Consider the following 22,707-nt stretch of genomic DNA (forward strand, 5'->3'; position numbering starts at 1 on the left):
CTACAGAAGCAGCCTAAATAAGGCTGCTTTCTTTAAAAGACGACTGTATCGCTGAAAAAATTAATTTCCTATACATTCTTTTATCATCAACGCGCATTTCTCACCATCAATAGCGGCAGATATAATTCCTCCGGCATAACCCGCGCCTTCTCCACAAGGATACAAGCCTTTTATTTGAACGTGCTCGTAAGTCAAAGGATCTCTGGGAATACGCACAGGCGAAGAAGTTCTGGATTCTGGCGCATGAAGTATCGCTTCATTTGTCAAATAACCACGCATGGATTTTCCGAATTCAGTGAAGCCTTCTCTTAATATTTGCGTTAAAAATCCAGGAAAAACCTGTCCCATTTCTACTGAAGTTGTTCCGGGAACATAAGACGTTTTCGGAATGTCCGAAGAAACTCTGTTTTGCGTAAAATCAATCATCCGTTGTGCAGGAACTTTTTGACTTTCGCCTGCCAAATGCCAGGCGCGTTGCTCGATACTTTTTTGGAATTCCATTCCAGCCAAAGCACCAAATTTAGCAAAAGGTTTAAAATCTTCCAGTTGCAGTTCGATTACAATTCCTGAATTGGCAGTAGCCTGATCCCTTTTGGAGGGTGACCAACCATTCGTTACCACTTCACCGGGGCTAGTGGCACAAGGCGCAATCACGCCGCCAGGACACATACAAAAGGAATACATTCCCCTTCCTCCTACTTGCTTCACAATAGAATATGGAGCCGGAGGTAAATAATCCCCACGATAATCACAACTGTATTGAATACTGTCAATCAAAGATTGTGGATGTTCTGCCCTTACGCCCAAGGCAAAAGGTTTGGCCTCGATAAAAATCTTTTTCCTATCCAATAATTCGAAAATATCACGAGCCGAATGCCCGGTGGCCAAAATAAGCTTATTAGCAAGAATCGTGTCCCCTTTTTGAGTAACGATACCTTGCACTTCATTATTTTTTATTAAAATATCAGTCAATCGGGTTTCAAACAAAACTTGTCCGCCACATTCGATGATTTTTTCCCGGATGTCCTGAATAATTTGAGGCAATTTATTGGTTCCAATATGTGGATGCGCCTCAATCAGAATATCGGCTGAAGCTCCAAAAGCGACAAATAATTCCAAAACTCGCGTTACATCACCTCTTTTTTTAGAACGTGTGTATAACTTCCCGTCCGAATAGGTTCCTGCTCCGCCTTCGCCAAAACAATAATTGGAATCTTCATTCACAAGATGATCTACATTGATGGCTTTCAAATCTCTTCTTCTGCCTCTAACGTCTTTTCCGCGCTCAATAACTATGGGCTTCAAACCCAATTCTATCAATTGCAAAGCAGCAAAAAGTCCGGCTGGTCCTGCGCCAACAACGATTACTTCTTGGGCTGTAGCCACATTACCATAATCTGGAAGTTGAATTTTTTGCTCTTGAAAAGGTTCTCCTTTAAAATAAATCACAACCTTAAGATTGATTTTTATAGCTTTTTGACGTGCATCTACAGATCTTTTTAAAATAGAAACATGCTGAATTTCATTTACAGAAACCTTAATTTGTTTCGATAAATAATTTTTCAACAACAAATCGTTTGCTGCAATTTCTGGAGATACTTGTAATAAGAGTTCTTGAGGCATTTTTTTAGGTTATTCGATTTTTAGATTATTTGACTTTTAAAAATGTCTAAAATAACCCAGGTACAAAAGTAGTATTTTGTACTGACTTCTTGTTATTGAATGGAAAATCCCTTTTCAAATTTACAAATTGGTTTATTTTCGAATTAGACTTTGTAACTTTGGTGCTTTAACTCTATGAACCTTTGTACCTCATAAAAAATGTCTAGACAAATAAAACTAATATGGGATTTCCGCGGTCCGGCTGCTGCAAAAACAGCAGAACACCATGAAATCCATTTGAAAGAATACATCGCTATTGAAAAATTACCGTTGAATATAACCGGGTTTGAAATTCATGGCGAAATGCAAGCCATCGCATTTATGGTAGTTACGGATGAAAACATGATTCAGGTTCGAGATGCTTTGAAACCGCATCGTGGAGAGTTATATATAGTCTAAAGTCATAAAGTCGAAATGTCCAAAAAACACCAAACCTTCTAAAACTTTATGACTTTATGACCTTCGACTTTATGACTAGTTAGCAACCTCGCTGATGAATTTAATTCGCATCAAGCGCAATTCATCAATATCATAATCCCCATCAAATTCTTTGAGTGCGTTTTCAATATTATCCGATTCTGATTCCATAAAATAATCGTGAATTTCTTCCTGCTGATCATCGTCAAGCATATCATCAATCCAATATTTTATATTCAGTTTAGTTCCTGAATACACAATTTGCTCCATTTCTTTAATCAGAGCATCCATGTTGATTCCTTTGGCGGAAGCAATATCATCAAGGGATAATTTCCTGTCGATATTTTGGATAATATACAGTTTATTTACAGAGTTTACTCCCGTAGATTTCACTACTAAATCTTCCGGACGGATGATATCGTTATCTTCTACATATCGGCTGATTAATTCTAAGAATGCCGCACCGTATTTTTTAGCTTTTCCTTCCCCAACCCCATGAATATTATTCAATTCTTCTTGGGAAACAGGATATTTCAAAGCCATGTCTTCCAATGATGGATCTTGAAAAACCACAAATGGAGGAACGCCTAATTTCTTAGCCACTTTTTTACGCAAATCACGCAACATACCCATCAATAATTCATCGGCAGTTCCAGTAGATTTGGAAGCGGTTACAATGGCTTCGTCCTCAGATTCGTTGTATTCATGATCTTCAGACATCATAAAGGATTCTCGGTTTTTAATAAAATCCAACCCCTTCTTGGTGATTTTTACAATGCCATAGGTTTCAATATCTTTCGATAAAAATCCAGCAACAAGAACTTGTCGTAATAAGGCCATCCAGTATTTTTCATCATGATCTGAACCACATCCAAAAAAAGACTGTGTATCTGTTCTATGTGCTTTAATGACAGCATTGACACGGCCAATCAATGTAAAAACAACTTCTTTTGATTTGTATAAATGCTTCGTATCGCGAACCACTTCCAGTAGTTGCACCACTTGATCTATGGCTTCGACTTTTGTTTTTGGATTTCGAATATTGTCATCCATATCAGCGCCTTCACCATTAACATCGTCAAATTCTTCTCCAAAATAATGAAGCAGGAATCTCCTTCTGGACATCGAAGTTTCAGCGTAAGCCACAACTTCCTGCAACAAAGCAAATCCGATTTCTTGTTCAGCAACGGGTTTTCCCGACATGAATTTTTCTAATTTCTCGACATCTTTGTAAGAGTAATAGGCTAAACAGTGTCCTTCACCTCCATCACGACCGGCACGACCCGTTTCCTGATAGTAACTTTCTAATGATTTTGGAATATCATGGTGAATCACAAAACGCACATCCGGTTTGTCAATTCCCATCCCAAAAGCAATGGTTGCCACCACCACATCTACATCTTCCATAAGGAACATATCCTGGTGTTTGGCACGTGTTTTAGCATCTAATCCCGCATGATAAGGCACGGCACTTATTCCATTAACCTGCAAAACTTCGGCTATAGCCTCTACTTTTTTGCGGCTTAAACAATAAATGATTCCTGATTTCCCTTTATGTTGTTTTATGAAACGAATAATATCCGATTCTATATTTTTAGTTTTAGTCCGTACTTCGTAATACAGATTAGGCCTGTTGAATGATGCTTTGAAAGTAGTTGCATCAGACATATCTAAGTTTTTCAGAATATCTTCCTGTACTTTTGGCGTAGCCGTAGCGGTCAAACCTATAATAGCAACATCACCCAATTGCTTGATGATGTGTTTCAAATTCCTATATTCCGGTCTAAAATCATGACCCCACTCCGAAATACAATGCGCTTCATCGATAGCCACAAAAGATATGGTAACATTTTTCAAAAAGTTTACATATTCTTCCTTTGTCAAAGACTCTGGTGCTACATACAGCAACTTTGTCAATCCTGAAGTAATATCTTTTTTTACCTGAGCAATTTCCGTTTTAGTAAGAGAGGAGTTTAAAACATGGGCAACACCATTTTCAGAAGACAAACTTCTGATGGCATCCACTTGATTTTTCATTAAAGCAATAAGGGGCGAAACTACGATAGCAGTTCCCTCTTGAATCAAAGCAGGTAATTGATAACAAAGTGATTTTCCTCCTCCTGTGGGCATTATCACAAATGTATTCTCTTGGTTTAGGATACTTTTTATGACTTGTTCCTGCAACCCCTTAAATTGGCTGAAGCCAAAATATTTTTTTAATTCTTTGTGTATGTCAATTTCGTTTGAATTCATTCTTTATTATGTGGTATTTTGTATAAATTTGCAACACCTAAAGGTACAAATTTCTTTTACACATACAAATTTTAATTATTCTGTTTTGATATCTAAAGAAAATATATTGGCTAGTGCCAAAAAAACTATTTTATCGGAAAGCCAATCAATTGCCAAACTAACTGATTTTCTTGATGAAAACTTCATTGAAGCAACACAAAATATCTATAATTCCAAAGGGAGACTTGTGGTTACAGGGATAGGAAAAAGTGCAATTATTGCCCAGAAAATGGTAGCTTCCTTTAATTCTACGGGAACACCATCGCTGTTTCTCCATGCCTCAGAGGCTATTCACGGTGATTTAGGGATGGTTCAAAATGAAGATATTGTCATTTGCATTTCAAAAAGCGGCAACAGTCCTGAAATAAAAGTTTTAGTGCCACTCTTAAAACGATTTGGCAATACTTTGATTGCAATAACCGGAAATACGACCTCATTTCTTGCTAAAGGTTCTGATTTTGTTTTGAACACCACAGTAGATGCTGAAGCTTGTCCTAATAATCTTGCTCCAACAAACAGCACAACCGCACAATTGGTGATGGGCGATGCTATAGCTGTTTGCCTTATGGAAATGCGTGATTTCAAAGCCGAAGATTTTGCTGTTTACCATCCCGGCGGTGCATTGGGCAAAAAATTATTGTTGCGTGTGAAAGACATGTTGGAACACACCTTGAAACCTATGGTTGCTCCAGATGCATCGATAAAAAAGGTGATTTTCGAAATCTCGGAGAAGCGTCTTGGCGTAACCGCGGTTGTCGATCAGGATAAAGTTATCGGTATTATTACCGATGGTGATATTCGAAGAATGTTAAACGACAGAGATTCTTTCGCTGATTTGACCGCTAAAGATATTATGACAAAAAATCCAAAATTAGTATCATCTACCGCTATGGTTGTAGATGCCTTGAACACCTTAGAAGACTTCTCCATCACACAATTAGTAGTTGTGGATAATGGTGAATACAAAGGGGTATTACATTTACACGATATTTTAAAAGAAGGAATAGTATAATGGCAAAAAAAAACCTAAACGAAATGTCGTTTTTAGATCATCTTGAAGAATTAAGATGGTTATTAGTTCGAAGCACAATTGCAATATTAATTTTGGCTACCGTCACTTTTTTCATAAGTGATTATATTTTTGATGTTATCATTTTTGGCCCCACAGATGCTAATTTTATTACCTACCGTTTTTTTTGTGATTTGTCTCACACTTTGGGTTTTGCTGAGAGTATTTGCGTAACCGAAATGCCTTTCATCATTCAAAATACGAATATGGAGGGTCAAATTAACGTTTTGATTTGGACGTGTATAACAGCCGGATTTATCTTAGGGTTTCCTTTTATTTTATGGGAAGTCTGGAAATTTATCAGTCCTGCATTGTATGATACAGAAAAAAAGCATGCCAAACTTTTTATTTTTTCGTCTTCCTTGCTTTTCTTCTTGGGCGTATTGTTTGGCTACTTTGTAATTGTACCCATGTCAGTCAACTTTTTTGCCTCGTTTACCATCAGTGATGTCGTAAAAAACCAATTTAGTATTGATTCGTATATTGGATTAGTAAAGACGAGTGTTATCGCTTGTGGATTGTTTTTTGAATTGCCCATTATCATCTATTTCTTAACAAAATTAGGATTAGTAACTCCAGTTTTCTTAAGAAAATACTGGAAATATGCCGTAATTATCATTCTGATAGTTGCCGCAATAGTTACTCCGCCTGATGTGGTAAGTCAAATAATTGTAACGATTCCGATGTTGTTAATTTATGAAGCAAGTATCTTAATTTCAAAAATAGTAGTAAAAAATAAAAAAGAACAAAATGGCTGATATCATTCAAGAATTCAACGAATACCGTTCTAAAATGAACGAAAAATTATTGGCAGACAATAATAAAATTGTAAAGCGAATTTTTAATCTGGATACCAATGCCTATGCAGCGGGAGCGCTGGATGTAAAAACCAAAGAATTACTGGGATTAGTAGCTTCGGCAGTTTTACGTTGTGACGATTGTGTAAAATACCATTTGGAAACCAGCTTTAAAGAAGGTGTTACCAAAGAGGAAATGATGGAAACTATGGGAATCGCAACACTTGTTGGCGGAACTATTGTCGTTCCTCATTTACGTAGAGCCTATGAATTCTGGGAAGCACTGGAACAAACCGCTGTGAAATAATTGTTAAGAAGCAAAATCCTTTAATTCTTTATCCGTTTATTTGAACGGTTAAACAATCAAACTAAAAAAATGAAATTAAGAGCCGAAAATTTAATCAAAACCTATAAAGGTCGTAGTGTTGTAAAAGGCATTTCGGTAGAAGTGAATCAAGGCGAAATCGTAGGGCTTTTGGGACCAAACGGTGCTGGAAAAACAACTTCTTTTTATATGATTGTGGGATTAGTTAAACCGAATTCAGGCAATATATTTCTGGACGATTTGAATATTACCGATTATCCTATGTACAAAAGAGCACAGCAGGGAATTGGTTATTTAGCGCAGGAAGCATCCGTTTTTAGAAAATTAAGCATCGAAGACAACATATTAAGCGTATTGCAATTGACAAAACTTACCAAAGCTGAACAAGAAGCTAAAATGGAAAGTTTAATCGAAGAATTCAGCTTAGAACACATTCGTACCAATCGTGGCGATTTACTTTCGGGTGGAGAACGCCGTCGTACCGAAATTGCAAGATGTTTGGCTACCGATCCAAAATTTATTTTATTGGACGAACCATTTGCCGGTGTCGATCCTGTTGCCGTTGAAGACATTCAGAGAATTGTGGCGCAGTTAAAAAATAAAAACATAGGAATTCTTATTACGGATCACAACGTACAGGAAACCTTGGCTATTACGGATAAAACCTATCTTATGTTTGAAGGTGGAATCCTAAAAGCGGGAATTCCGGAAGAATTAGTAGAAGATGAGATGGTACGTCGCGTCTATCTTGGACAAAATTTTGAGTTGAGAAAGAAGAAATTAGAGTTTTAAAAAAGTGGTCAGTGATCAGTAGCAGTGATCAGTTCTAAAAAAACAGACGATATGAAATTCCAAGACTTATTAGTGCATCAGAAATCATTTTCATTAGCCATGAAAATCTTTGAAATAACAAAATCGTTCCCAAAAGAAGAAATGTATTCTTTGACGGATCAAATTAGGCGTTCTTCTAGAAGCGTACCCGCTAATATCGCGGAAGCATATAGAAAAAGAGTTTATCCTAAACATTTTCATAGTAAATTAACTGATTCCGATGCTGAAAACTCAGAAACTTAAGTTTGGATGGAATTTTCACTTAAATGCAACTATATAAGCGAAAGTATTTACAACGAATTATTAAATGAAAGCAATGAAGTTGGAAAACTAATCAATTACATGATTTTAAATCCTCAAAAGTTCGGAGTAACCATTTAAAAAATATCGATTAAATCTATTTCCAAACCTCTAATCACTGTTCACTAAATTACTGTTCACTGAACACTGAATACTAAAAAACTACTCCACTGTAATGTACCGCAACTGTTGCAAATCTCCATTATAAATATTAACATCTACATTCCCTTTTATCCCCGGAACTGATGCTTTTTCGGTGAATTGCCAGAATAACCAATCTTCGGCAATTTCCTCCCTGTAAAAATTATAATTGGCAATCCAAAAAAGATAATCGCTGAATTCTTCTTTCAAAAAATCGTCATAATACCGCTCGCCGGTATAGATAATAGGTTTTACACCGTAATGGGATTCCACAGCATTTAACCATCTTTTCAAACCTAATTTAAGATTTTCAATCGACTGATTTTTAGGAAGTTTTTCAATATCCAAAACCGGGGGTAAATCTCCTTTTTGAAGCGTTACTGTTTTAATAAAAAATTCGGCTTGCTCAATTGAATTTTCGTTAGGACGATAGTAATGATAGGCCCCGCGAATCATTTTATTTTCTTTGGCGCCAAGCCAATTCCTATTAAACTGACGGTCTTTTCTGTCTTTTCCAACAGTAGCACGAATAAACACAAAATCTAAGGGATATTTCTTTTCTAAAGTATCTACATAAGTCCATCGGATTTTTCCTTGGTATTCCGAAACGTCAAGACCAATGCTTTTTCCTTCGTGTTTTTCTAAAACCTGATAATTGCGAACATCAGAAATGCGCTTGGCTTCTGTTTCTTCTCTTAGAATCTTATCCGATTTAAAACTAAAATAATACGCTAAACCATCTCGATAATAATAACCAACAGCAATTATCAGTACAACAAAAATAGCAACAATAGAATAGCGCAAAACCTTTCCGGAGAAAACAGTTGCTTTCTTTTTAGGTTTACGGACTACCGTAGTTTTTCTTCTGACCGTTTTTCTTTTCATTCAAAAAAACTACTTTTTCAGCATTTTATTATGCACCACGGACAGCAAAACATAAAAGAGAATGACTAAAGGAATTCCTAAATACTGGAGGAAAATCAACAACAAAAGAGAACAAATCAAAAACACAATTTGAAGTACATTATCCTTGAAATTGAACTTTTTTATTTTTAAGGAGAACAAAGGAATTTCAGCGTTCAAGATGTAAGCGCTTAATAACGCTATTACCAATAAAACCCATTGATTCGTCAAAATTTCGACAATAAATAAAGAATCGGTGTATTTTAAAACCAAGGGAAGACTTAAAATAAACAGTGCATTGGCAGGCGTTGGCAAACCAATAAAAGAATCTGTTTGACGGGTATCAATATTAAAATTTGCCAATCGGTAACAAGAACCTAAGGCAATCAAAAATCCTAAATAAGGAAACAGTTGTAAATGACCAACTGGCGCAATTGATGAATGATCGATCATCATTTGAAACATCACTAAACCCGGCACAACACCGCTGGTAACCATGTCTGCCAAAGAATCCAACTGCAATCCAAGCGGACTCGAAACTTTGAATAAGCGGGCAAAAAAACCATCAAAAAAATCTAAGAATATACCTAAGCAAACAAAATAAAATGCCATTTCAAAATCTTGGTTAAAAGCAAAAACCAAAGCGATACAACCGCAAAAAAGATTTAATAAAGTAATGATATTGGGGATATGCTTTTTAATAATCATAGTTGTAAAATTTAGTGAACCACAGTTGGCAAATTTAGCATAATAAGTCAAGGAGAAGTACGTTTTTAATAGAGTTTTTTCAATAGCGGTTTCTTGTTTGCATATATTTACTCAAAGGAAGAAATAAGCTCAGTAAAAAATTATATTTTTGATAAAAATTAAACAGACTTTTCGTTTGTAAAAATGACCCCATTGAAAAAAAGCTTCCTATTAGCAACGGTTTTGGTTAGTACTCTAAACTACAGTCAGGCTGTTAGAAAATACTCGAATGAGTTTATGAATATCGGCGTGGATGCGGCTGCATTGGGCATGTCAAATACTGTTGTAGCTGCTACCGGTGATGTGAATTCCGGGTATTGGAACCCAGCAGGACTGATTCATCTGGAGGATCATCAGGTATCAGTAATGCATGCAAATTATTTCGCCAATATTGCCCAATACGATTACTTGGCCTACGCAAGCCCTATAGATGACAGGAGTGCTTGGGGAATTTCATTAATCCGTTTTGGTGTGGATGACATTTTAAATACTACGGAATTAATCGACAGCCAAGGTAATATTGATTACAACAGAATCAGTCTTTTTTCGACTGCTGATTATGGTTTCACTTTTTCTTATGCTCGAAAACTTCCTGTTCGCGGGTTTCAATATGGCGTAAACGCCAAAGTTATCCGACGAATTATTGGCAAATTTGCCAATTCTTGGGGTTTTGGTTTTGATGTCGGATTGCAGTTCGAAAAGAACAACTGGCAATTTGGGCTAATGCTTCGAGATATAACCACAACCTACAATGTGTGGAATATTGATGAAGAAGAATACAAGAAAATTGCCAACGCCATACCCGGAGAAAATCAAGAATTACCGGAGAGTACTGAGATTACGGCTCCAAAAGCACAACTGGGAATCGCTAAAAAAATCATCATACGATACGATTACAGTATTTTGGCTGCTGCCAATATGAATATGCGATTTGCCAAAACGAATGACCTTATCTCGACAGATTTTGTCAGTATCGATCCCGCTATGGGATTAGAATTTGGCTATACTGATTTGGTATTTGTACGTGCCGGAGTGGGTAATTTTCAAAATGTACAACAATTAGACAACTCCGAAAAAGTGGGCTTTCAGCCTAATATCGGATTGGGTTTTAAATACAAAGGCATCCAGATTGATTATGCACTAACTGATTTGGGCGATCAAAGTACCGCTTTGTATTCCAACATTTTTTCGGTTAAAGTAGATTTGGGGATGTTTAGAAATTAATTTAAAAACAGCAATGCCACAGCAAATGAATATAGCTTCTTTAAAAAAAATAGTTCTTTTCACACTACTATTCTCATCCCTATATAGCTTTAGTCAAAGCATCAAATTATCAAAAAACACACAAGTCAGTGTACTTACTTGCGGAACGGGTAACGAATCCTATTCTCTTTTTGGACATACTGCAATTCGGGTACGCGATACAGTCAACGCAATTGATGTGGTATACAATTATGGTGCTTTTGATTTTAATACACCAGATTTCGTCCTGAAATTCATAAAAGGGGACTTACAATATTTTGCCGTAGCGCACTCCTATCCTGATTTCATCAATCAATACCAGTATGAAAAAAGATCCGTTTATGAGCAGGAATTGAATATTCCTTTTACGTTGAAACAAAAACTATTTGACAACCTCAACACTTCTTTGGCCTCGGGCGATAGTCATTATACGTATAAATTTATTGATAAAAACTGTACATCGATGGTTGTTGATATCATTAATAAAACAGTAGACACCACTGCAATTGTAAAAAACACCGATACCGATATCACCTACAGAACCATCCTTTATCCGTATTTTGACAATCACTTTTACGAAAAATTAGGAACCAGTATCATTTTTGGTAAAAAAGTAGATGGTTTGGGGACACAAATATTTTTACCTTTTGAATTACAAAAAAGCCTGAAGAAAGTTTCTTTTCAGAATCAACCTCTAGCGCAGGAAAACAAAACTATCATAGAATTCGAAAAAGAAGTTCCCACCTCTTGGTGGAATAATCCCTACACGTATATATTGTTTCTTTGCTTTATTATCTTTTTGAGAAAGAAAAGCATCGATTTATTTTACCTCACCATAATGGCAGTAATAGGCATGTTCTTTACGTTTGTCGGCTTTTATTCGTCACATCTGGAATTAGGATACAACTATAATATTGTACTGTTTAATCCAACCTTATTAGGGCTGCTTTATTTTTATTGGACAAAAAACAAAAAAGGAATTTACAATCTGGCGTTATTTAATATCCTGTCGTTAGGAATCTATTTCTTTTTTATAATCAACAAAATTCATTTGGTATTGGTACTGCCATTGGTAATTACAAGCGGAATTATTTTGGTCAGATTGGCAATTCAAAATAAAAAACGCATTCCAATTATCATTTAAAATATATATTTTTTGAAATATTAATATTGATAATAATAATAATAATAATAGATTGATGATAATAACTATTGCCCCCTATAAAACAAAACGGTGGTAATTGTTTTAAAAGCAATACTCAAATCCAGAAAAACACTTCTGTGTTTGATATAATACAAATCATATTGCAGTTTTATCAAACTTTCATCAATTGTCGCTCCATAAGCATAATTTACTTGTGCCCAACCCGTAAGGCCCGGTTTTATAATATGTCTTGTTTCGTAGAAAGGCATTATTTCAGCAATTTCTTTTACGAAAAAAGGGCGTTCCGGACGAGGACCAATAACGGCCATATCGCCTTTTAAAATATTTATAAATTGGGGAAACTCATCAATTCTTGTTTTTCTTAAAAATTTACCGAAAACTGTTACACGCGAATCATTTGTAGCGGTAAAAACAGCTCCGTTAGACTCAGCATTGCTGACCATAGTCCTGAATTTTAAAATTTCAAAGACCACACCATCTTTGCCAACACGCTCTTGGGTATAAAATAACTTTCCTCGGTTTCCTATTGCATTTCCTATTAGCAGCAATGGGATTAATACCAGACCAATGAATAATCCAAGTATCGAAATACCAATTTCGAAAATTCTGACACTTAATAGATACAATTTATTGTGATTGATTCTGCTAAAAGGAAAAAATCGGTAAAAATCTCTGGACATATAATGTACCGGAATACGCTCCGTTTTACTTTCATACACTTGTGTATACTCTCTAATTATACTCCCAGACTCCAGTAAACGAAGCAGCTGCTGATACAACTCGGCAGTAATTCCATCTGTTTTTTGAGAAGCAATCACAATTTCGGATATAGAATTTTCTTTTACAAAAGAGAACAGCTCTTCCCTTTTTATATTTTTAACATAAGGATATTCGGCTATTGCATCTTCGGCAGCATCGGCATTGACAAACGCAATTATTTTATAATGGGGATCTATATGCTCTAATCCGGAAATCAACTCTTCTACTTGTTCTTTATCACATATTAAAACTGCATTTTGAAGAAACCGATTAGAGGCTAAAAACGTAACGTAAAACATCCGCCATAAAAACAAAGCCAAAAACACAACTAGATAAAACAATAGAATCTGAATTCTTTTAGAGGGTAATACCGGAGAATAAAACGGCGTTAATAAATACACCAAAACGGTCGTCGAAACGGTCAGAATCGTACTCTTTAGCACTTGAAATTGATTGCTGGCAACCTGAAGATTATACATTTCGAAAATAGTTCCGAAAAGATTGACATAAACTCCCAAGATAATCATCCAATATAAATTATTGGTTGATATAGTAAAATAGTCAAAATCAAATATTTTTCCAACAAAAAACAAAGAACCCAAAACAAAAAACACATCAAAAATGCGAAGAATCATCTTTCGTTCTGATATTTCAAAATGAATCTTGTCTACTGAAAACATGAGTGGCATTTACGTTTAGGGGTGCAATTTAATGCTTTTGAGTCGAAGTAAATTTAAGATATGTTAATTTTTTTAACAAAATTTTCTTTTTAACGTATTAATCTGTGACCACCTCAGATCTAATTAATATAATGAAACAAAAAAAGCAATACAAAATAACATTCAAAATGTCAGGCTGAGCAGAGCCTGTCCTGAGTTTTTATCGAAGGATCGAAGCCCTATATAGTAAAACGTCATTGGCAGTGTTTTTTCAAATACTAAAATACACTCAAATAGATTAGGAACATACTTCATTAATAAAAATAAAGAATAACAAATTAATCCTCTTTCTTTCTTTTAGCAAAACCCAACTGCACATTAAGCAAAGACAGAGAGTACACAAAGGCTGGCGCAGCGGTACGCATAGCGGCATGATTGATGGTTAAAAACCAAAAAGCAACAAAACACAACAAAAACATATTGAACTTGTTCTCCAGATACAATACCAGCGGTGTAAAAAACAAAATCAGCAAGCCCAAGATACCCAAGGTACCATGTTCCGCAAGCATTCGGGTGATCTCATCATGAGATTGTACTTGAATTCCTGTTTTTAGCTCCCTAATTTCCACTCCTTTTCCTACACCAGCTCCAAAAATAGGATTCTCAAAAAAAATATCGATCTCATTACGCGCTATATCTTCTCTACCGGTCAATTGGCTTTCCCTTACCCTTCCCTTAGCATCTTGATTGGCATAGCGTTTATCAATAAGCCCGCCGGTTTGAAACGAAGTATATCCCCAGGTCGCCATCATGGCTAAAGTCACAAATACAATAATATAATTGAGTTTTACTTTTCCTCTATAATTGGATTTGAAATACAGGAACAACAACAACAAAACTACCATCATAAAACCGGTGATCATTCCTCCCCTTGAAAACGTAAGCATGCCACGATAGCTAATATTAAATGCGATTATTAAATTGGTTATTAACATAAATTTAGTTGGAGACTCTAATATAATCCTCGAAAAAAAAATAAACATGCCCAACCCCAGAAACGTAGCCACCTGATTCGGTCCATAGCCACCTGAAGTTTCAAAATTGGATTGGGTGCTTGTCACCACATCCCTTATGTTTGGGGTATAGAAGGTTAAATAAACCATACAGCTAATTATTGGTAATCCTATGCTCAATAAAATACTATTCATATGTTCCAAAGCTATTTTTCGCCTGTACGTATACAAAGACGCTAATGCCAAACAGACCGGCCCAGAAATATAAAAGACGATGGTCTTTCTGATATTGTTATCAAAATCCAAGACAAAAGTAGAAAGGACGATGCTGGGCACTAATAATAATAAAAAAAACCAATAAGGCGTTGCCCCTTTGGACAATCCTTTATAATACATTCCAATAAAAACAAAAATCATCACCCCGTATTTGGAAAATTCATATGATATATTACCGCCTGTCATTCTCAGCAACACCTCGCTCCCTGTTATATAAGCTGCCACCATTAAGGCTTGGTGATTTTTATTTTGGGTTTTTATAACAAAATAAATTCCTAGTATAAAGATAGAATAACCATACAATTTTGCTGTAAAAGGAAATACATACACCATAATACCTATGGCTACATGAAAAAGAATTAAATACAGATATGTTTGTTCCTCTTTTTTCATTTTTGACTGTTTTCTAACCAATTTAGATACTGTTTTATAATCCTTTTTTTTGAAAAATTTTCAAAAATAGTTTTATATAATGTTTCACCAAAAACATCCCTAAGTATCTCTTTCTCTATTAATTCAATTATTGCTTTGTAAAACAACTCCTCTTTTTGGACATCTACAAGAAATCCGTTGATTCCGTTTTGAATTACCAAAGGCATTTCCCCCACAGCGGTTACTATTATAGGTTTTTTATGCAAACCATACTCCAAAAGCGCCACGGGCAGGCCCTCCGATTGAGAAGTCAGTATTGCGATTGTTGACTGGTCGAGAATGTTTTTTATATCTTGTTTCGTACCGTAAAGAAACACATTTTTTTCAAGGTCATTTTCAACTATAGAAGACTTAATTTGTTTGGAATAGGCATCATCAAAATCTTTTCCTACTAAATGAAAGGTCCAATCGGCATGAGATACTTTTAATTTCTTAGCTACTTCCAACAATAAAAAATGATCTTTTTGTACCCTTAGATTGGCCAAGGACACAATCCTTTTTCCACTAGTCCCTTTCAATACAGTATGGTCTGTACCATTTTTTTCTTCCGATGGAAAATTGGGCAAATAAATAGAGTTCTCAAAATGCAAATTTTCATTTGCCCAAACTTTTAGGTTCTGATTGACCGCAATAATCCCACTAAAAAAAGGAGTAATCAGTCGTAAAGCCAGTAAGGGCCTTTTATTTAAAAACTCACTATCCCCATAGTGGTCGTGCCAAATTATTTTAATCGAAGGGCAAAGTAGCTTTAGAAGAAAGGCAAGAAAAAAAGAAGTACTATGTGTATGAATAACTGCAATTTTATGTATTACTACATAGTTTCTCAACTTAAAAAGAGCTTTAAAATCAATGACCCTATTTCTATTCAAAAACAAATACGAAACACCATCATCAATCTGATTCACAAGAGGTCCTTCTTTACGACCAACCACTAATCCGGAAAACTCAATTTGTTTAGCCAATGCATTCGCATAATTGACCGCCATGCGTTCGGCACCACCCGCTTCTAAACTATCTATTAGTTGAAGTATCCTCATTTTTTTAGTATCCAATTTTTTAAATCCAAATAACTCCATTTCAGCGGTCCCCTAATATTTAGATGTTTAGAGTTGCTTATTAATCGATTCCCATCATAAACATAGTAATAATGGGTAGCGTCTAAACGTTGCATATCCAACTGATGCATTCCCGCATTAAATGCTGCTATATTTTTATTTGCCATTAAATAAAAAGGGCTTTCTCTTTTCACATCATAACTTCCGTCATGAAAAGAAAAACGATATAAAGATAACCCATACCCGTAGCCTTTGGTACAATTTTGTACTGGTAAAACCAATCCTTTTTTATCCGCAAAAAAACGGCCACCCGCTCGTGCCTCAGTTCCTATTAAAGCAATTGGTTTTTCATGTAATTTCCATTTCCCAAACAGGGAGTCCGCTTGGTAGAGGTACATATTTTTATTATAATCGGTGGCAACTAAAATATTCAAAGAGTCCGACAAATAGATGGAAGGATCCACGAGCGCAACATTGGCAATCAAAGTATCACAAATCCTCCAGTCAAAAGGAAAATGATATGCTTTATACAACAACACCATATTTGCCTGTTTGGACTCTGGTACCATATAAAAATCATTCTTATATTTAAAAACTTGAGGATAAGACAAATGAAATTTTTGGGTTAAAACAGTTCCCCGATACTGATACTTTTTTCCGTCTGTTGAGGTCAATAAACCAACATCCGCATTGGGTTTGTTTTTTTTATGTTCAAAAAACAGGTAAAAAGTGTCTTTTTCTTTGACAAAAAAGGGATCAGCAAGAAACACCGTACTGTCATTTTGAGCTTTCAACGTTTCGATCGAATAAATGGAGTTTTTATCCACGGCAATCTTATCTGGATAACCAGCTGATTCGCCATAACCTATAGACCACCCCCCTCCGTCTTGTTGAAAAAAAGGAGTTCTATAGTTGATTATAGCAAGCAATGCAACCACAAAAAGAAGAACCCAAAATAGGTATTGCTTTTTCATTTAATTCTTGAATTTTGAATCTTGTTTCAATAAACCCAGAATTTCTCGTTCAAAAACATCCAAAGTATAGTTCCTGGACCAATTCGAAGCGTTTTCACTCTTAGCATTAAAATCGGTTTTATTATTTAAAAGCGTTTCTGTCTTTCTAACATCTTTTTCCAAATCCATTGCTAGCAAAACACCTCTTTTTCCTTGATCGAGCATAAAAGGCACGCAGGATACCGGTGTTGCCAATGGAACACAGCCCCAAAACATTCCCTCAGCAATCGCTTTTGGCCAGCCTTCACTATCGGAAGGCAAGACCACAAAATGACTATTTTGATAAGCTTTTTGAACGGTATCCTTGGATTGATTCCCTTGTAATTCAATTACCGCTTCTAATTGATTGGCTATAATATACTGTTCTAATGCAGTGCGTTCTATTCCTTCCCCATATAAACTAAGGCGCACATCGTATCCGTTTTTAGACAAAAGCTCCACTAACTGAATCGCATACAACGGATGCTTGCCTTTTACCAAAGTGCCCACAAAAACAAAATCAATACGTCCTTTCACCTCTTTTTTAGAAATAGGTAATTTCTCCAACTCGGTATAAGTCGCTGTAAAAAAAGACCGTATGTTTGTACTGGAATTTTTCCAATGGCCATAAACCAATACCTGCATATTTCGGGTCAACAGCGTATTACTCAAAATCCATTGTTGCAGTTTATACGTCAAAGGCTGCTTAGATCTCGGATCCCAATTACCGGCATATTTAGCAGTTTTCGGAGTATTAGGAAAAAGCACTTGAATAAAACATCCTAACAATCCTATGTTTCCTGGGCAGCGCAAATGGATATGATCAGCATTTTTCATCGCTTTAAAAATCTTCCAGCTTATTCTTGGTATTTTTAAAACGGCACTAAAAACACCTTTTAAACTCAAAACATCAAAGCGCTCAATAGCTATAAATTTAATATTTTGATGTTGATAAGCTTTATCTACAAGAGTTGTCTCTGACATTACTATTGGAGCCACCAGTATCAATTCCTCCACATACTTTGTCCAAACATTCATTTCGCTGACATAGGGAGCATAAGCAAAATAGTTATTACGCTCAATGATATGAGGTACATGAGTTATGATTGCAAAAGTCATCTTTTGATATTAAGTTTAACTATTATCTCTTCTGCATCAACATCGTTAAATGCATGCAACTAAACATCACGCTATCAGAAGCCAATGATTCATCCCAATCGTGTTGATGCCATTTTTGTCCAATTATCTTTTTCTTGTTTGCTGAAATAGGTAAAATATCCAAAAAAGCAACCCATTTTGATTTACCAAGAAGCCCACGCCTCTCTTTAATTACAAAAGCTTTTTGAAATTGATAAAATGTTTTCTTGGTAAACGGCCATTCCCAGGCCGCATCTGATTGAAAGGGGCGATAAAGGGTTCTAATGATTTTTATAGGCAAACTAGTTTCAAGAGGATCATAACTTATTATCTCACCTTTCAGAGCCAACTTATCATTCAATTTGTCAATTAGAATATCGGTATTTTCAAAATGGTGTAAGACACCATAAGCATAAATCAAATCATAATCTTTGTCAGCAAAATCAGAAGAAAGAAAATCAACCGCCTCGGCTTTAGCATTAGGAAAAGGTTTCAACCTTTCGTTCAATTTTGCAATGGCAACATCGCTCAAATCAATACCCAGATAGTCTTTCGAGTTTTCGGCAAGATACAATGACCAGTAATTTCCTGAATAACAACCGAGATCGAGCACTTTTTTATGAGATAAATCGCCAAACCATTCTTTATGCAAGAGATAGGCTTGATCCTGAATACCTATACTTTTTCTAATTTGGTTTAGAAGTCCATTTCTAAAATTTGCCCAAATTTTGGTCGAGAAATTTTGTCTAATATTGTTATAAAATTCCTTTTGTTTTTTATTGGTTTCTAAAATAGACTCTGTTATTTTCATTTTAATACATTTGGTTTATTTAACAGAAGACTCCACCACCCTACTGTTCTACCTACAGCCTCAATAAAGGCTTCCTTTTTATTACTAACAGTAAATGTATTGCTAAATCTGATTATTGCCAACAATATAGTGATAGAATGCCATTTAAGTTTGGCATTTAATAAAGGTCTCGAATTCTTAGTCCGCCACACATACCAGCCATTACGCACCACCATTTTACCATATTGATATGGATTAGGCCTCCCTGAGGCATCATGAAAATGATTTAATTGGGCCGCAGTATTCAAATACAACTTTCCTTCTTTAGCAACTCGCAACGTAAAATCCGCATCTTCATACAACCCATACCCCTCAAAATAAGTAGAAAACCGTGTGCTTTCAAAAATTTTTTTCCTAAAAGAAGAGACCCCTCCCATTAGCATTTCGACTTCATATATTTTACCGCTGGGTGGCAAAAAACCAACACTTCGGCCATGCGAAAACAAGGAAGAAAATCCCGGAGGACAATTACTGTCCAATCCTAATTTCTTTCGTAGAACAAATCGACTGCCATCCTTTCGCTTCCAGCCGTCATAATAATACTCATCTATTTTAGGAGAATAATCCTCCCCTACAAACTCGCATTCTGACTCATTTATGATATAACCTCCAACTCCCAAAGCTTCGGGATAAATTTGATAGGTTTGTAAGAGTTGCTCAAAATAATCATTTTCTAAGACAGTATCATCATCCAGAAAACAAACGATTTCCATCTCTTCTTCCACCCGCTCTATTCCATAATTCCGTTGTTTGGTCAGCCCACGGTGTTGGGATGAAACCAAAAAATAGTTTAAATCTTCAAACCGATTTTCTTTTAAAATAATTTCCGTTTCCTCATTTGTAGAGCTATCTATGATTAAAATCTCATTAGGATATACAGTCTGTTCCTGAACTGATTGCAACAATTGGATCAAGGGTTTTGGACGCATATACGTACAAATTATCAGCGAAAATTTCATGATACCTTTTTTAATTGATTAGCCCAAAATATACTTTGATCCCATTGTTTTTGAAACATTTTAAAATAACGGTATGGATTTTTTATTTTTTGGTACTTATAATATTTAAAAAACAAAGTGGTTTTATACCCCCTAAGCTGTTCTTTAGAATTATGTGAAATGATGTATAACATGACTGTTGGTGATGGCTTGGGTTGAATACTGTCCTGTTGCCATAACAATACTGGTTTTGTTCGAAAACCTCCAATTGGAGCCTTCAAATGAATAATTTCAGGCTCAGGTAAGTACAACACATCATGGCCTTGATTTCGTATTTGCATTCCAAAATCGGAGTCTTCACCAAATCCAAATTCATAACCCATATTAAAATTACAATTATTTAAAATTTGGGTAGCAACAAAACTACATCCGGAACCAAAACTTCGCCATTGAAAAATGTTTTTAAAAACTTGTTTTTCCCTTTTTTGCAAACAACTAATCGAGACTGATTTTACACCAAATTTATGTATACTTTCAAAAGTCTTCTGGATAAATAATTCGGAAATTCTTATATCATCATCAGCCAAAAATACCCATTCACTTTCAGTTTGATGTAAAGCAAGATTTCGGGCGTTACAAGCACCCGCCTTGTGTATAAAAAAATGATCTATTTTAAAAGGCCACTTTTCTTCATAAATATAGTCTAATTCACTTTTACTAAACTCTTCTGGATTTTGTTCTACAATAATAATTTTGTTAGGCAGATGCGTTTGTCGCGACAAATCTTTCAATACATCATAAAAATAGTCGCTTCTGCCAATAGTCGGAATAATGACATCAACAGTAGCTGTATCAATTGTTTTTCTTGACGACTGAACAAGTATAGAATCTATATTTAGAGTATTGTTTTTCCTATTCTTATAAAAAAGTGAAAATAGTAAAGGTAGTACATGAAATTTCCTTTCATATAAAACCAAATTCAACACCAATAGAAATACCCATCGGGTCTTATAGTGCTGCTTAACAAATCGGAAAAGAGTATAAATACCAGCTTTGGGCATGCGTTTTAATTCTCCTGACTTTAAGAGTCCTGGTTCAGAATAACAAAACAAACCTAAAGGCATTCCTATTTTTGCTATAGAACACAAATAATAATCAAAATCAGCAGTGCAAACTATTTTATCCTTTAGTGCATTTAAAACAGAGGCATGAATAACGCCTGCAACACTGCTCATTTGCCAAGTGGGATAGGATACCTTTTTATTAACATTAATGAATAAAGACCCCTCAACATAGCCTATTTTAGTATCAAAAAAATTATGTTGTGGAGAGGAAAAAGACAACATCATTTTATCATGGTGAAACAGCGTTTTTATCGCCTCAAAATTCAAACGTTCTTTAACAGCTGAATGACACCAAAGTATTTTTTTTTCTGGAAATTGTTTTGCTATCTGCTGTAAACCACCTGCAATAGTCCCATGATAATCAAATTCAATTTTTTGATTATCTAAGGCCGTCACCGTTGTGATTTTAGTATTTATATGACAAACAATAATCAAAACTTATCCTATTAAAGAGTTATAAAATAACAAACTTTCTTGCGCAACGATTGCTATACTAAATTTTTCGGTTACCTTTTTTCTCGCTTTAACACCAAATTCTTTTTGCAATTTGACATTTTCCAGTAGCTGAATAATTTTATTGGCATATTCCAAATGATGGGTTGGACGCACTAAAAAACCATTGATACCGTCATCTATCACTTCAGTGGCCCAACCAATATTAGAAGCTATAATTGGTTTTTGCATTGCCATAGCTTCTATCCATGAAACAGGTAAGGCTTCAGCAAATGTCGGAAATACACAAACAGTTGCTTCGTTGATGTGCTTTTTTATCTCTTGATAGGGCACAGCTCCTAAATAATCCACATTGATCAGTGCTTGCTCTGTAAACAGTCCCAGCATCATCTGCCAAGTGGATGAATTTCCTGAGATAATATCAGGAACATCCCTTCCCACTAGAACAAGCTTTGCTTTAGGATATTTATTGATCACCTCATTAAAAATGAAGGGCAATTCTAACAATCCTTTTTTGCGGATTAAACTTCCAAAATATAAAATAACGCCATTATTATTGTCATCGATGTTTTGACTAAACAAGCTCAAATCAATTGAATTCGGAATTACTGTGAATTTCTTATCTAAACCAAACACTTCATTCGTTTTATCAGCCGTAAACTGACTTACAGAAAGCAATGCGTCAGCTTTTTGCAGCGCTCGTTTTTCATGGAATTTATTGTTCCACTTTACTGGACGCTGATCTAAATGACAAAAATAAGTATCCGAACCGTTCAATCGAATAACGATAGGGCATTTTTTTGGAGAAATAAAAGAGGTAATTCCAGTCCAATCCGGCGCTTCAACCAAATCAATTTCTTTTTGCTGATGTAATCTATTAATTATTTTCTGAAGTTTTTTTCGGGTAAGATACCACGATAATCCTTTGAGTTTCACATTCCGTATTTGTTGGATACAAATACCATCATCATCAAAAACACCCTCTTCTCTCTGACCATACACCAAAACCCGAACCGAACAGCCTTCTGTTAAAAGTCCTGTAGCCAGGTTTTTGATACTCGTGCCAATACCTCCGGAGATTCCGGTTTTTGGGTGTGGGTATTCAGGAGTTAGGAAGGCTATTTTCAT

The 22,707-nt window shown here is 35.4% G+C and carries 20 protein-coding genes and 1 pseudogene; 8 read left to right on the forward strand and 13 right to left on the reverse strand.

Translation table 11 applies throughout. The features are described 5' to 3' along the window. Nucleotides 1-60 precede the first annotated feature (60 nt). Nucleotides 61-1,623, reverse strand: a complete 1,563-nt coding sequence (locus E0I61_RS13025) for an NAD(P)/FAD-dependent oxidoreductase (protein WP_132071913.1) — start codon at nt 1,621-1,623, stop codon at nt 61-63. A gap of 198 nt (nt 1,624-1,821) precedes the next feature. Between E0I61_RS13025 and E0I61_RS13030 the strand changes: the two genes are divergently transcribed. Beyond that, on the forward strand, nt 1,822-2,061 hold the full coding sequence (locus tag E0I61_RS13030) for a hypothetical protein (RefSeq protein ID WP_132071915.1): 240 nt from the start codon (nt 1,822-1,824) through the stop codon (nt 2,059-2,061). Between the two features lie 75 nt (nt 2,062-2,136). Here E0I61_RS13030 and recQ read toward each other — a convergent pair whose 3' ends face one another. After that, nucleotides 2,137-4,332 carry a DNA helicase RecQ gene (recQ, locus tag E0I61_RS13035; protein ID WP_131993424.1) on the reverse strand — a complete coding sequence of 732 codons (2,196 nt, stop codon included), beginning with the start codon at nt 4,330-4,332 and terminating at the stop codon, nt 2,137-2,139. 85 nt (nt 4,333-4,417) lie between these two features. Between recQ and E0I61_RS13040 the strand changes: the two genes are divergently transcribed. The 5 genes and pseudogenes from E0I61_RS13040 to E0I61_RS13060 all read left to right on the forward strand — a co-directional run bounded on the left by E0I61_RS13040 (nt 4,418) and on the right by E0I61_RS13060 (nt 7,774). Next, nucleotides 4,418-5,383 carry a KpsF/GutQ family sugar-phosphate isomerase gene (locus E0I61_RS13040; RefSeq protein WP_165930229.1) on the forward strand — a complete coding sequence of 322 codons (966 nt, stop codon included), beginning with the start codon at nt 4,418-4,420 and terminating at the stop codon, nt 5,381-5,383. After that, nucleotides 5,383-6,198, forward strand: a complete 816-nt coding sequence (gene tatC, locus E0I61_RS13045; RefSeq protein WP_131993427.1) for a twin-arginine translocase subunit TatC — start codon at nt 5,383-5,385, stop codon at nt 6,196-6,198. The genes E0I61_RS13040 and tatC overlap by 1 nt, the downstream gene beginning before the upstream one ends. Next, nucleotides 6,191-6,544: a carboxymuconolactone decarboxylase family protein gene (locus E0I61_RS13050; protein WP_131993430.1), complete on the forward strand. Its 354-nt coding sequence runs from the start codon at nt 6,191-6,193 to the stop codon at nt 6,542-6,544. The genes tatC and E0I61_RS13050 overlap by 8 nt, the downstream gene beginning before the upstream one ends. A gap of 69 nt (nt 6,545-6,613) precedes the next feature. Continuing rightward, on the forward strand, nt 6,614-7,354 hold the full coding sequence (gene lptB / locus E0I61_RS13055) for an LPS export ABC transporter ATP-binding protein (protein WP_131993433.1): 741 nt from the start codon (nt 6,614-6,616) through the stop codon (nt 7,352-7,354). A gap of 51 nt (nt 7,355-7,405) precedes the next feature. Further along, a pseudogene (locus tag E0I61_RS13060) lies at nt 7,406-7,774 on the forward strand (four helix bundle protein). A gap of 81 nt (nt 7,775-7,855) precedes the next feature. On the opposite strand, the gene E0I61_RS13065 reads toward E0I61_RS13060, so the two are convergent. Together E0I61_RS13065 and E0I61_RS13070 are read right to left on the reverse strand one after the other, a co-directional pair. Then, on the reverse strand, nt 7,856-8,719 hold the full coding sequence (locus tag E0I61_RS13065) for a glycoside hydrolase family 25 protein (RefSeq protein ID WP_132071917.1): 864 nt from the start codon (nt 8,717-8,719) through the stop codon (nt 7,856-7,858). Between the two features lie 9 nt (nt 8,720-8,728). Beyond that, nucleotides 8,729-9,445, reverse strand: coding sequence for a CDP-alcohol phosphatidyltransferase family protein (locus E0I61_RS13070; protein ID WP_131993439.1), 717 nt, complete (start codon nt 9,443-9,445; stop codon nt 8,729-8,731). A 183-nt stretch (nt 9,446-9,628) separates the two neighbouring features. Here E0I61_RS13070 and E0I61_RS13075 point away from each other — a divergent pair, with 183 nt between their 5' ends. Both E0I61_RS13075 and E0I61_RS13080 read left to right on the forward strand, forming a co-directional pair. Further along, nucleotides 9,629-10,708, forward strand: coding sequence for a putative type IX sorting system protein PorV2 (locus tag E0I61_RS13075; protein ID WP_235832124.1), 1,080 nt, complete (start codon nt 9,629-9,631; stop codon nt 10,706-10,708). A gap of 25 nt (nt 10,709-10,733) precedes the next feature. Further along, nucleotides 10,734-11,870 (forward strand): lipoprotein N-acyltransferase Lnb domain-containing protein, encoded by a 1,137-nt coding sequence (locus E0I61_RS13080; protein ID WP_132071998.1) that lies wholly within the window; start codon nt 10,734-10,736, stop codon nt 11,868-11,870. Nucleotides 11,871-11,935: 65 nt separating this feature from the next. On the opposite strand, the gene E0I61_RS13085 is transcribed toward E0I61_RS13080, so the two are convergent. From E0I61_RS13085 to E0I61_RS13125, 9 genes are all read right to left on the reverse strand, one after another. Beyond that, nucleotides 11,936-13,330 carry an exopolysaccharide biosynthesis polyprenyl glycosylphosphotransferase gene (locus tag E0I61_RS13085; protein ID WP_132071919.1) on the reverse strand — a complete coding sequence of 465 codons (1,395 nt, stop codon included), beginning with the start codon at nt 13,328-13,330 and terminating at the stop codon, nt 11,936-11,938. Nucleotides 13,331-13,647: 317 nt separating this feature from the next. Then, a complete protein-coding gene (locus tag E0I61_RS13090; RefSeq protein WP_132071921.1) occupies nt 13,648-14,991 on the reverse strand; it encodes an O-antigen ligase family protein in 1,344 nt (447 codons plus the stop codon). Beyond that, entirely contained in the window at nt 14,988-16,067 is a 1,080-nt protein-coding gene (locus E0I61_RS13095; protein WP_132071923.1) for a glycosyltransferase, read from the reverse strand. The genes E0I61_RS13090 and E0I61_RS13095 overlap by 4 nt, the downstream gene beginning before the upstream one ends. Further along, on the reverse strand, nt 16,064-17,059 hold the full coding sequence (locus E0I61_RS13100) for a glucosamine inositolphosphorylceramide transferase family protein (RefSeq protein ID WP_132071925.1): 996 nt from the start codon (nt 17,057-17,059) through the stop codon (nt 16,064-16,066). The genes E0I61_RS13095 and E0I61_RS13100 overlap by 4 nt, the downstream gene beginning before the upstream one ends. After that, entirely contained in the window at nt 17,060-18,196 is a 1,137-nt protein-coding gene (locus E0I61_RS13105; RefSeq protein ID WP_132071927.1) for a glycosyltransferase family 4 protein, read from the reverse strand. A gap of 22 nt (nt 18,197-18,218) precedes the next feature. Beyond that, a complete protein-coding gene (locus E0I61_RS13110; protein ID WP_132071929.1) occupies nt 18,219-19,025 on the reverse strand; it encodes a class I SAM-dependent methyltransferase in 807 nt (268 codons plus the stop codon). Next, nucleotides 19,022-20,023 carry a glycosyltransferase family 2 protein gene (locus E0I61_RS13115; RefSeq protein WP_132071931.1) on the reverse strand — a complete coding sequence of 334 codons (1,002 nt, stop codon included), beginning with the start codon at nt 20,021-20,023 and terminating at the stop codon, nt 19,022-19,024. Before E0I61_RS13115 ends, E0I61_RS13110 begins: the two co-directional genes overlap by 4 nt. Then, nucleotides 20,020-21,561 carry a glycosyltransferase family 2 protein gene (locus E0I61_RS13120; RefSeq protein WP_132071933.1) on the reverse strand — a complete coding sequence of 514 codons (1,542 nt, stop codon included), beginning with the start codon at nt 21,559-21,561 and terminating at the stop codon, nt 20,020-20,022. The genes E0I61_RS13115 and E0I61_RS13120 overlap by 4 nt, the downstream gene beginning before the upstream one ends. A gap of 3 nt (nt 21,562-21,564) precedes the next feature. Beyond that, complete coding sequence (locus E0I61_RS13125; protein WP_132071935.1) at nt 21,565-22,707, reverse strand: glycosyltransferase family 4 protein; 1,143 nt, start codon at nt 22,705-22,707, stop codon at nt 21,565-21,567.

The organism is Flavobacterium ranwuense (assembly GCF_004349315.1).
Lineage (GTDB): Bacteria > Bacteroidota > Bacteroidia > Flavobacteriales > Flavobacteriaceae > Flavobacterium > Flavobacterium ranwuense.

What these genes read in the sequence shown, in the direction of transcription:
- E0I61_RS13100 (WP_132071925.1), bottom strand. Translation starts at nt 17,059, where the DNA reads ATGAAAAAGCAATACCTATTTTGGGTTCTTCTTTTTGTGGTTGCATTG.
- E0I61_RS13065 (WP_132071917.1), bottom strand. Translation starts at nt 8,719, where the DNA reads ATGAAAAGAAAAACGGTCAGAAGAAAAACTACGGTAGTCCGTAAACCT.
- E0I61_RS13030 (WP_132071915.1), top strand. Translation starts at nt 1,822, where the DNA reads ATGTCTAGACAAATAAAACTAATATGGGATTTCCGCGGTCCGGCTGCT.
- E0I61_RS13070 (WP_131993439.1), bottom strand. Translation starts at nt 9,445, where the DNA reads ATGATTATTAAAAAGCATATCCCCAATATCATTACTTTATTAAATCTT.
- E0I61_RS13090 (WP_132071921.1), bottom strand. Translation starts at nt 14,991, where the DNA reads ATGAAAAAAGAGGAACAAACATATCTGTATTTAATTCTTTTTCATGTA.
- E0I61_RS13125 (WP_132071935.1), bottom strand. Translation starts at nt 22,707, where the DNA reads ATGAAAATAGCCTTCCTAACTCCTGAATACCCACACCCAAAAACCGGA.
- E0I61_RS13105 (WP_132071927.1), bottom strand. Translation starts at nt 18,196, where the DNA reads ATGACTTTTGCAATCATAACTCATGTACCTCATATCATTGAGCGTAAT.
- lptB (WP_131993433.1), top strand. Translation starts at nt 6,614, where the DNA reads ATGAAATTAAGAGCCGAAAATTTAATCAAAACCTATAAAGGTCGTAGT.
- E0I61_RS13025 (WP_132071913.1), bottom strand. Translation starts at nt 1,623, where the DNA reads ATGCCTCAAGAACTCTTATTACAAGTATCTCCAGAAATTGCAGCAAAC.
- recQ (WP_131993424.1), bottom strand. Translation starts at nt 4,332, where the DNA reads ATGAATTCAAACGAAATTGACATACACAAAGAATTAAAAAAATATTTT.
- tatC (WP_131993427.1), top strand. Translation starts at nt 5,383, where the DNA reads ATGGCAAAAAAAAACCTAAACGAAATGTCGTTTTTAGATCATCTTGAA.
- E0I61_RS13080 (WP_132071998.1), top strand. Translation starts at nt 10,734, where the DNA reads ATGAATATAGCTTCTTTAAAAAAAATAGTTCTTTTCACACTACTATTC.
- E0I61_RS13115 (WP_132071931.1), bottom strand. Translation starts at nt 20,023, where the DNA reads ATGAAATTTTCGCTGATAATTTGTACGTATATGCGTCCAAAACCCTTG.
- E0I61_RS13075 (WP_235832124.1), top strand. Translation starts at nt 9,629, where the DNA reads ATGACCCCATTGAAAAAAAGCTTCCTATTAGCAACGGTTTTGGTTAGT.
- E0I61_RS13095 (WP_132071923.1), bottom strand. Translation starts at nt 16,067, where the DNA reads ATGAGGATACTTCAACTAATAGATAGTTTAGAAGCGGGTGGTGCCGAA.
- E0I61_RS13085 (WP_132071919.1), bottom strand. Translation starts at nt 13,330, where the DNA reads ATGTTTTCAGTAGACAAGATTCATTTTGAAATATCAGAACGAAAGATG.
- E0I61_RS13110 (WP_132071929.1), bottom strand. Translation starts at nt 19,025, where the DNA reads ATGAAAATAACAGAGTCTATTTTAGAAACCAATAAAAAACAAAAGGAA.
- E0I61_RS13050 (WP_131993430.1), top strand. Translation starts at nt 6,191, where the DNA reads ATGGCTGATATCATTCAAGAATTCAACGAATACCGTTCTAAAATGAAC.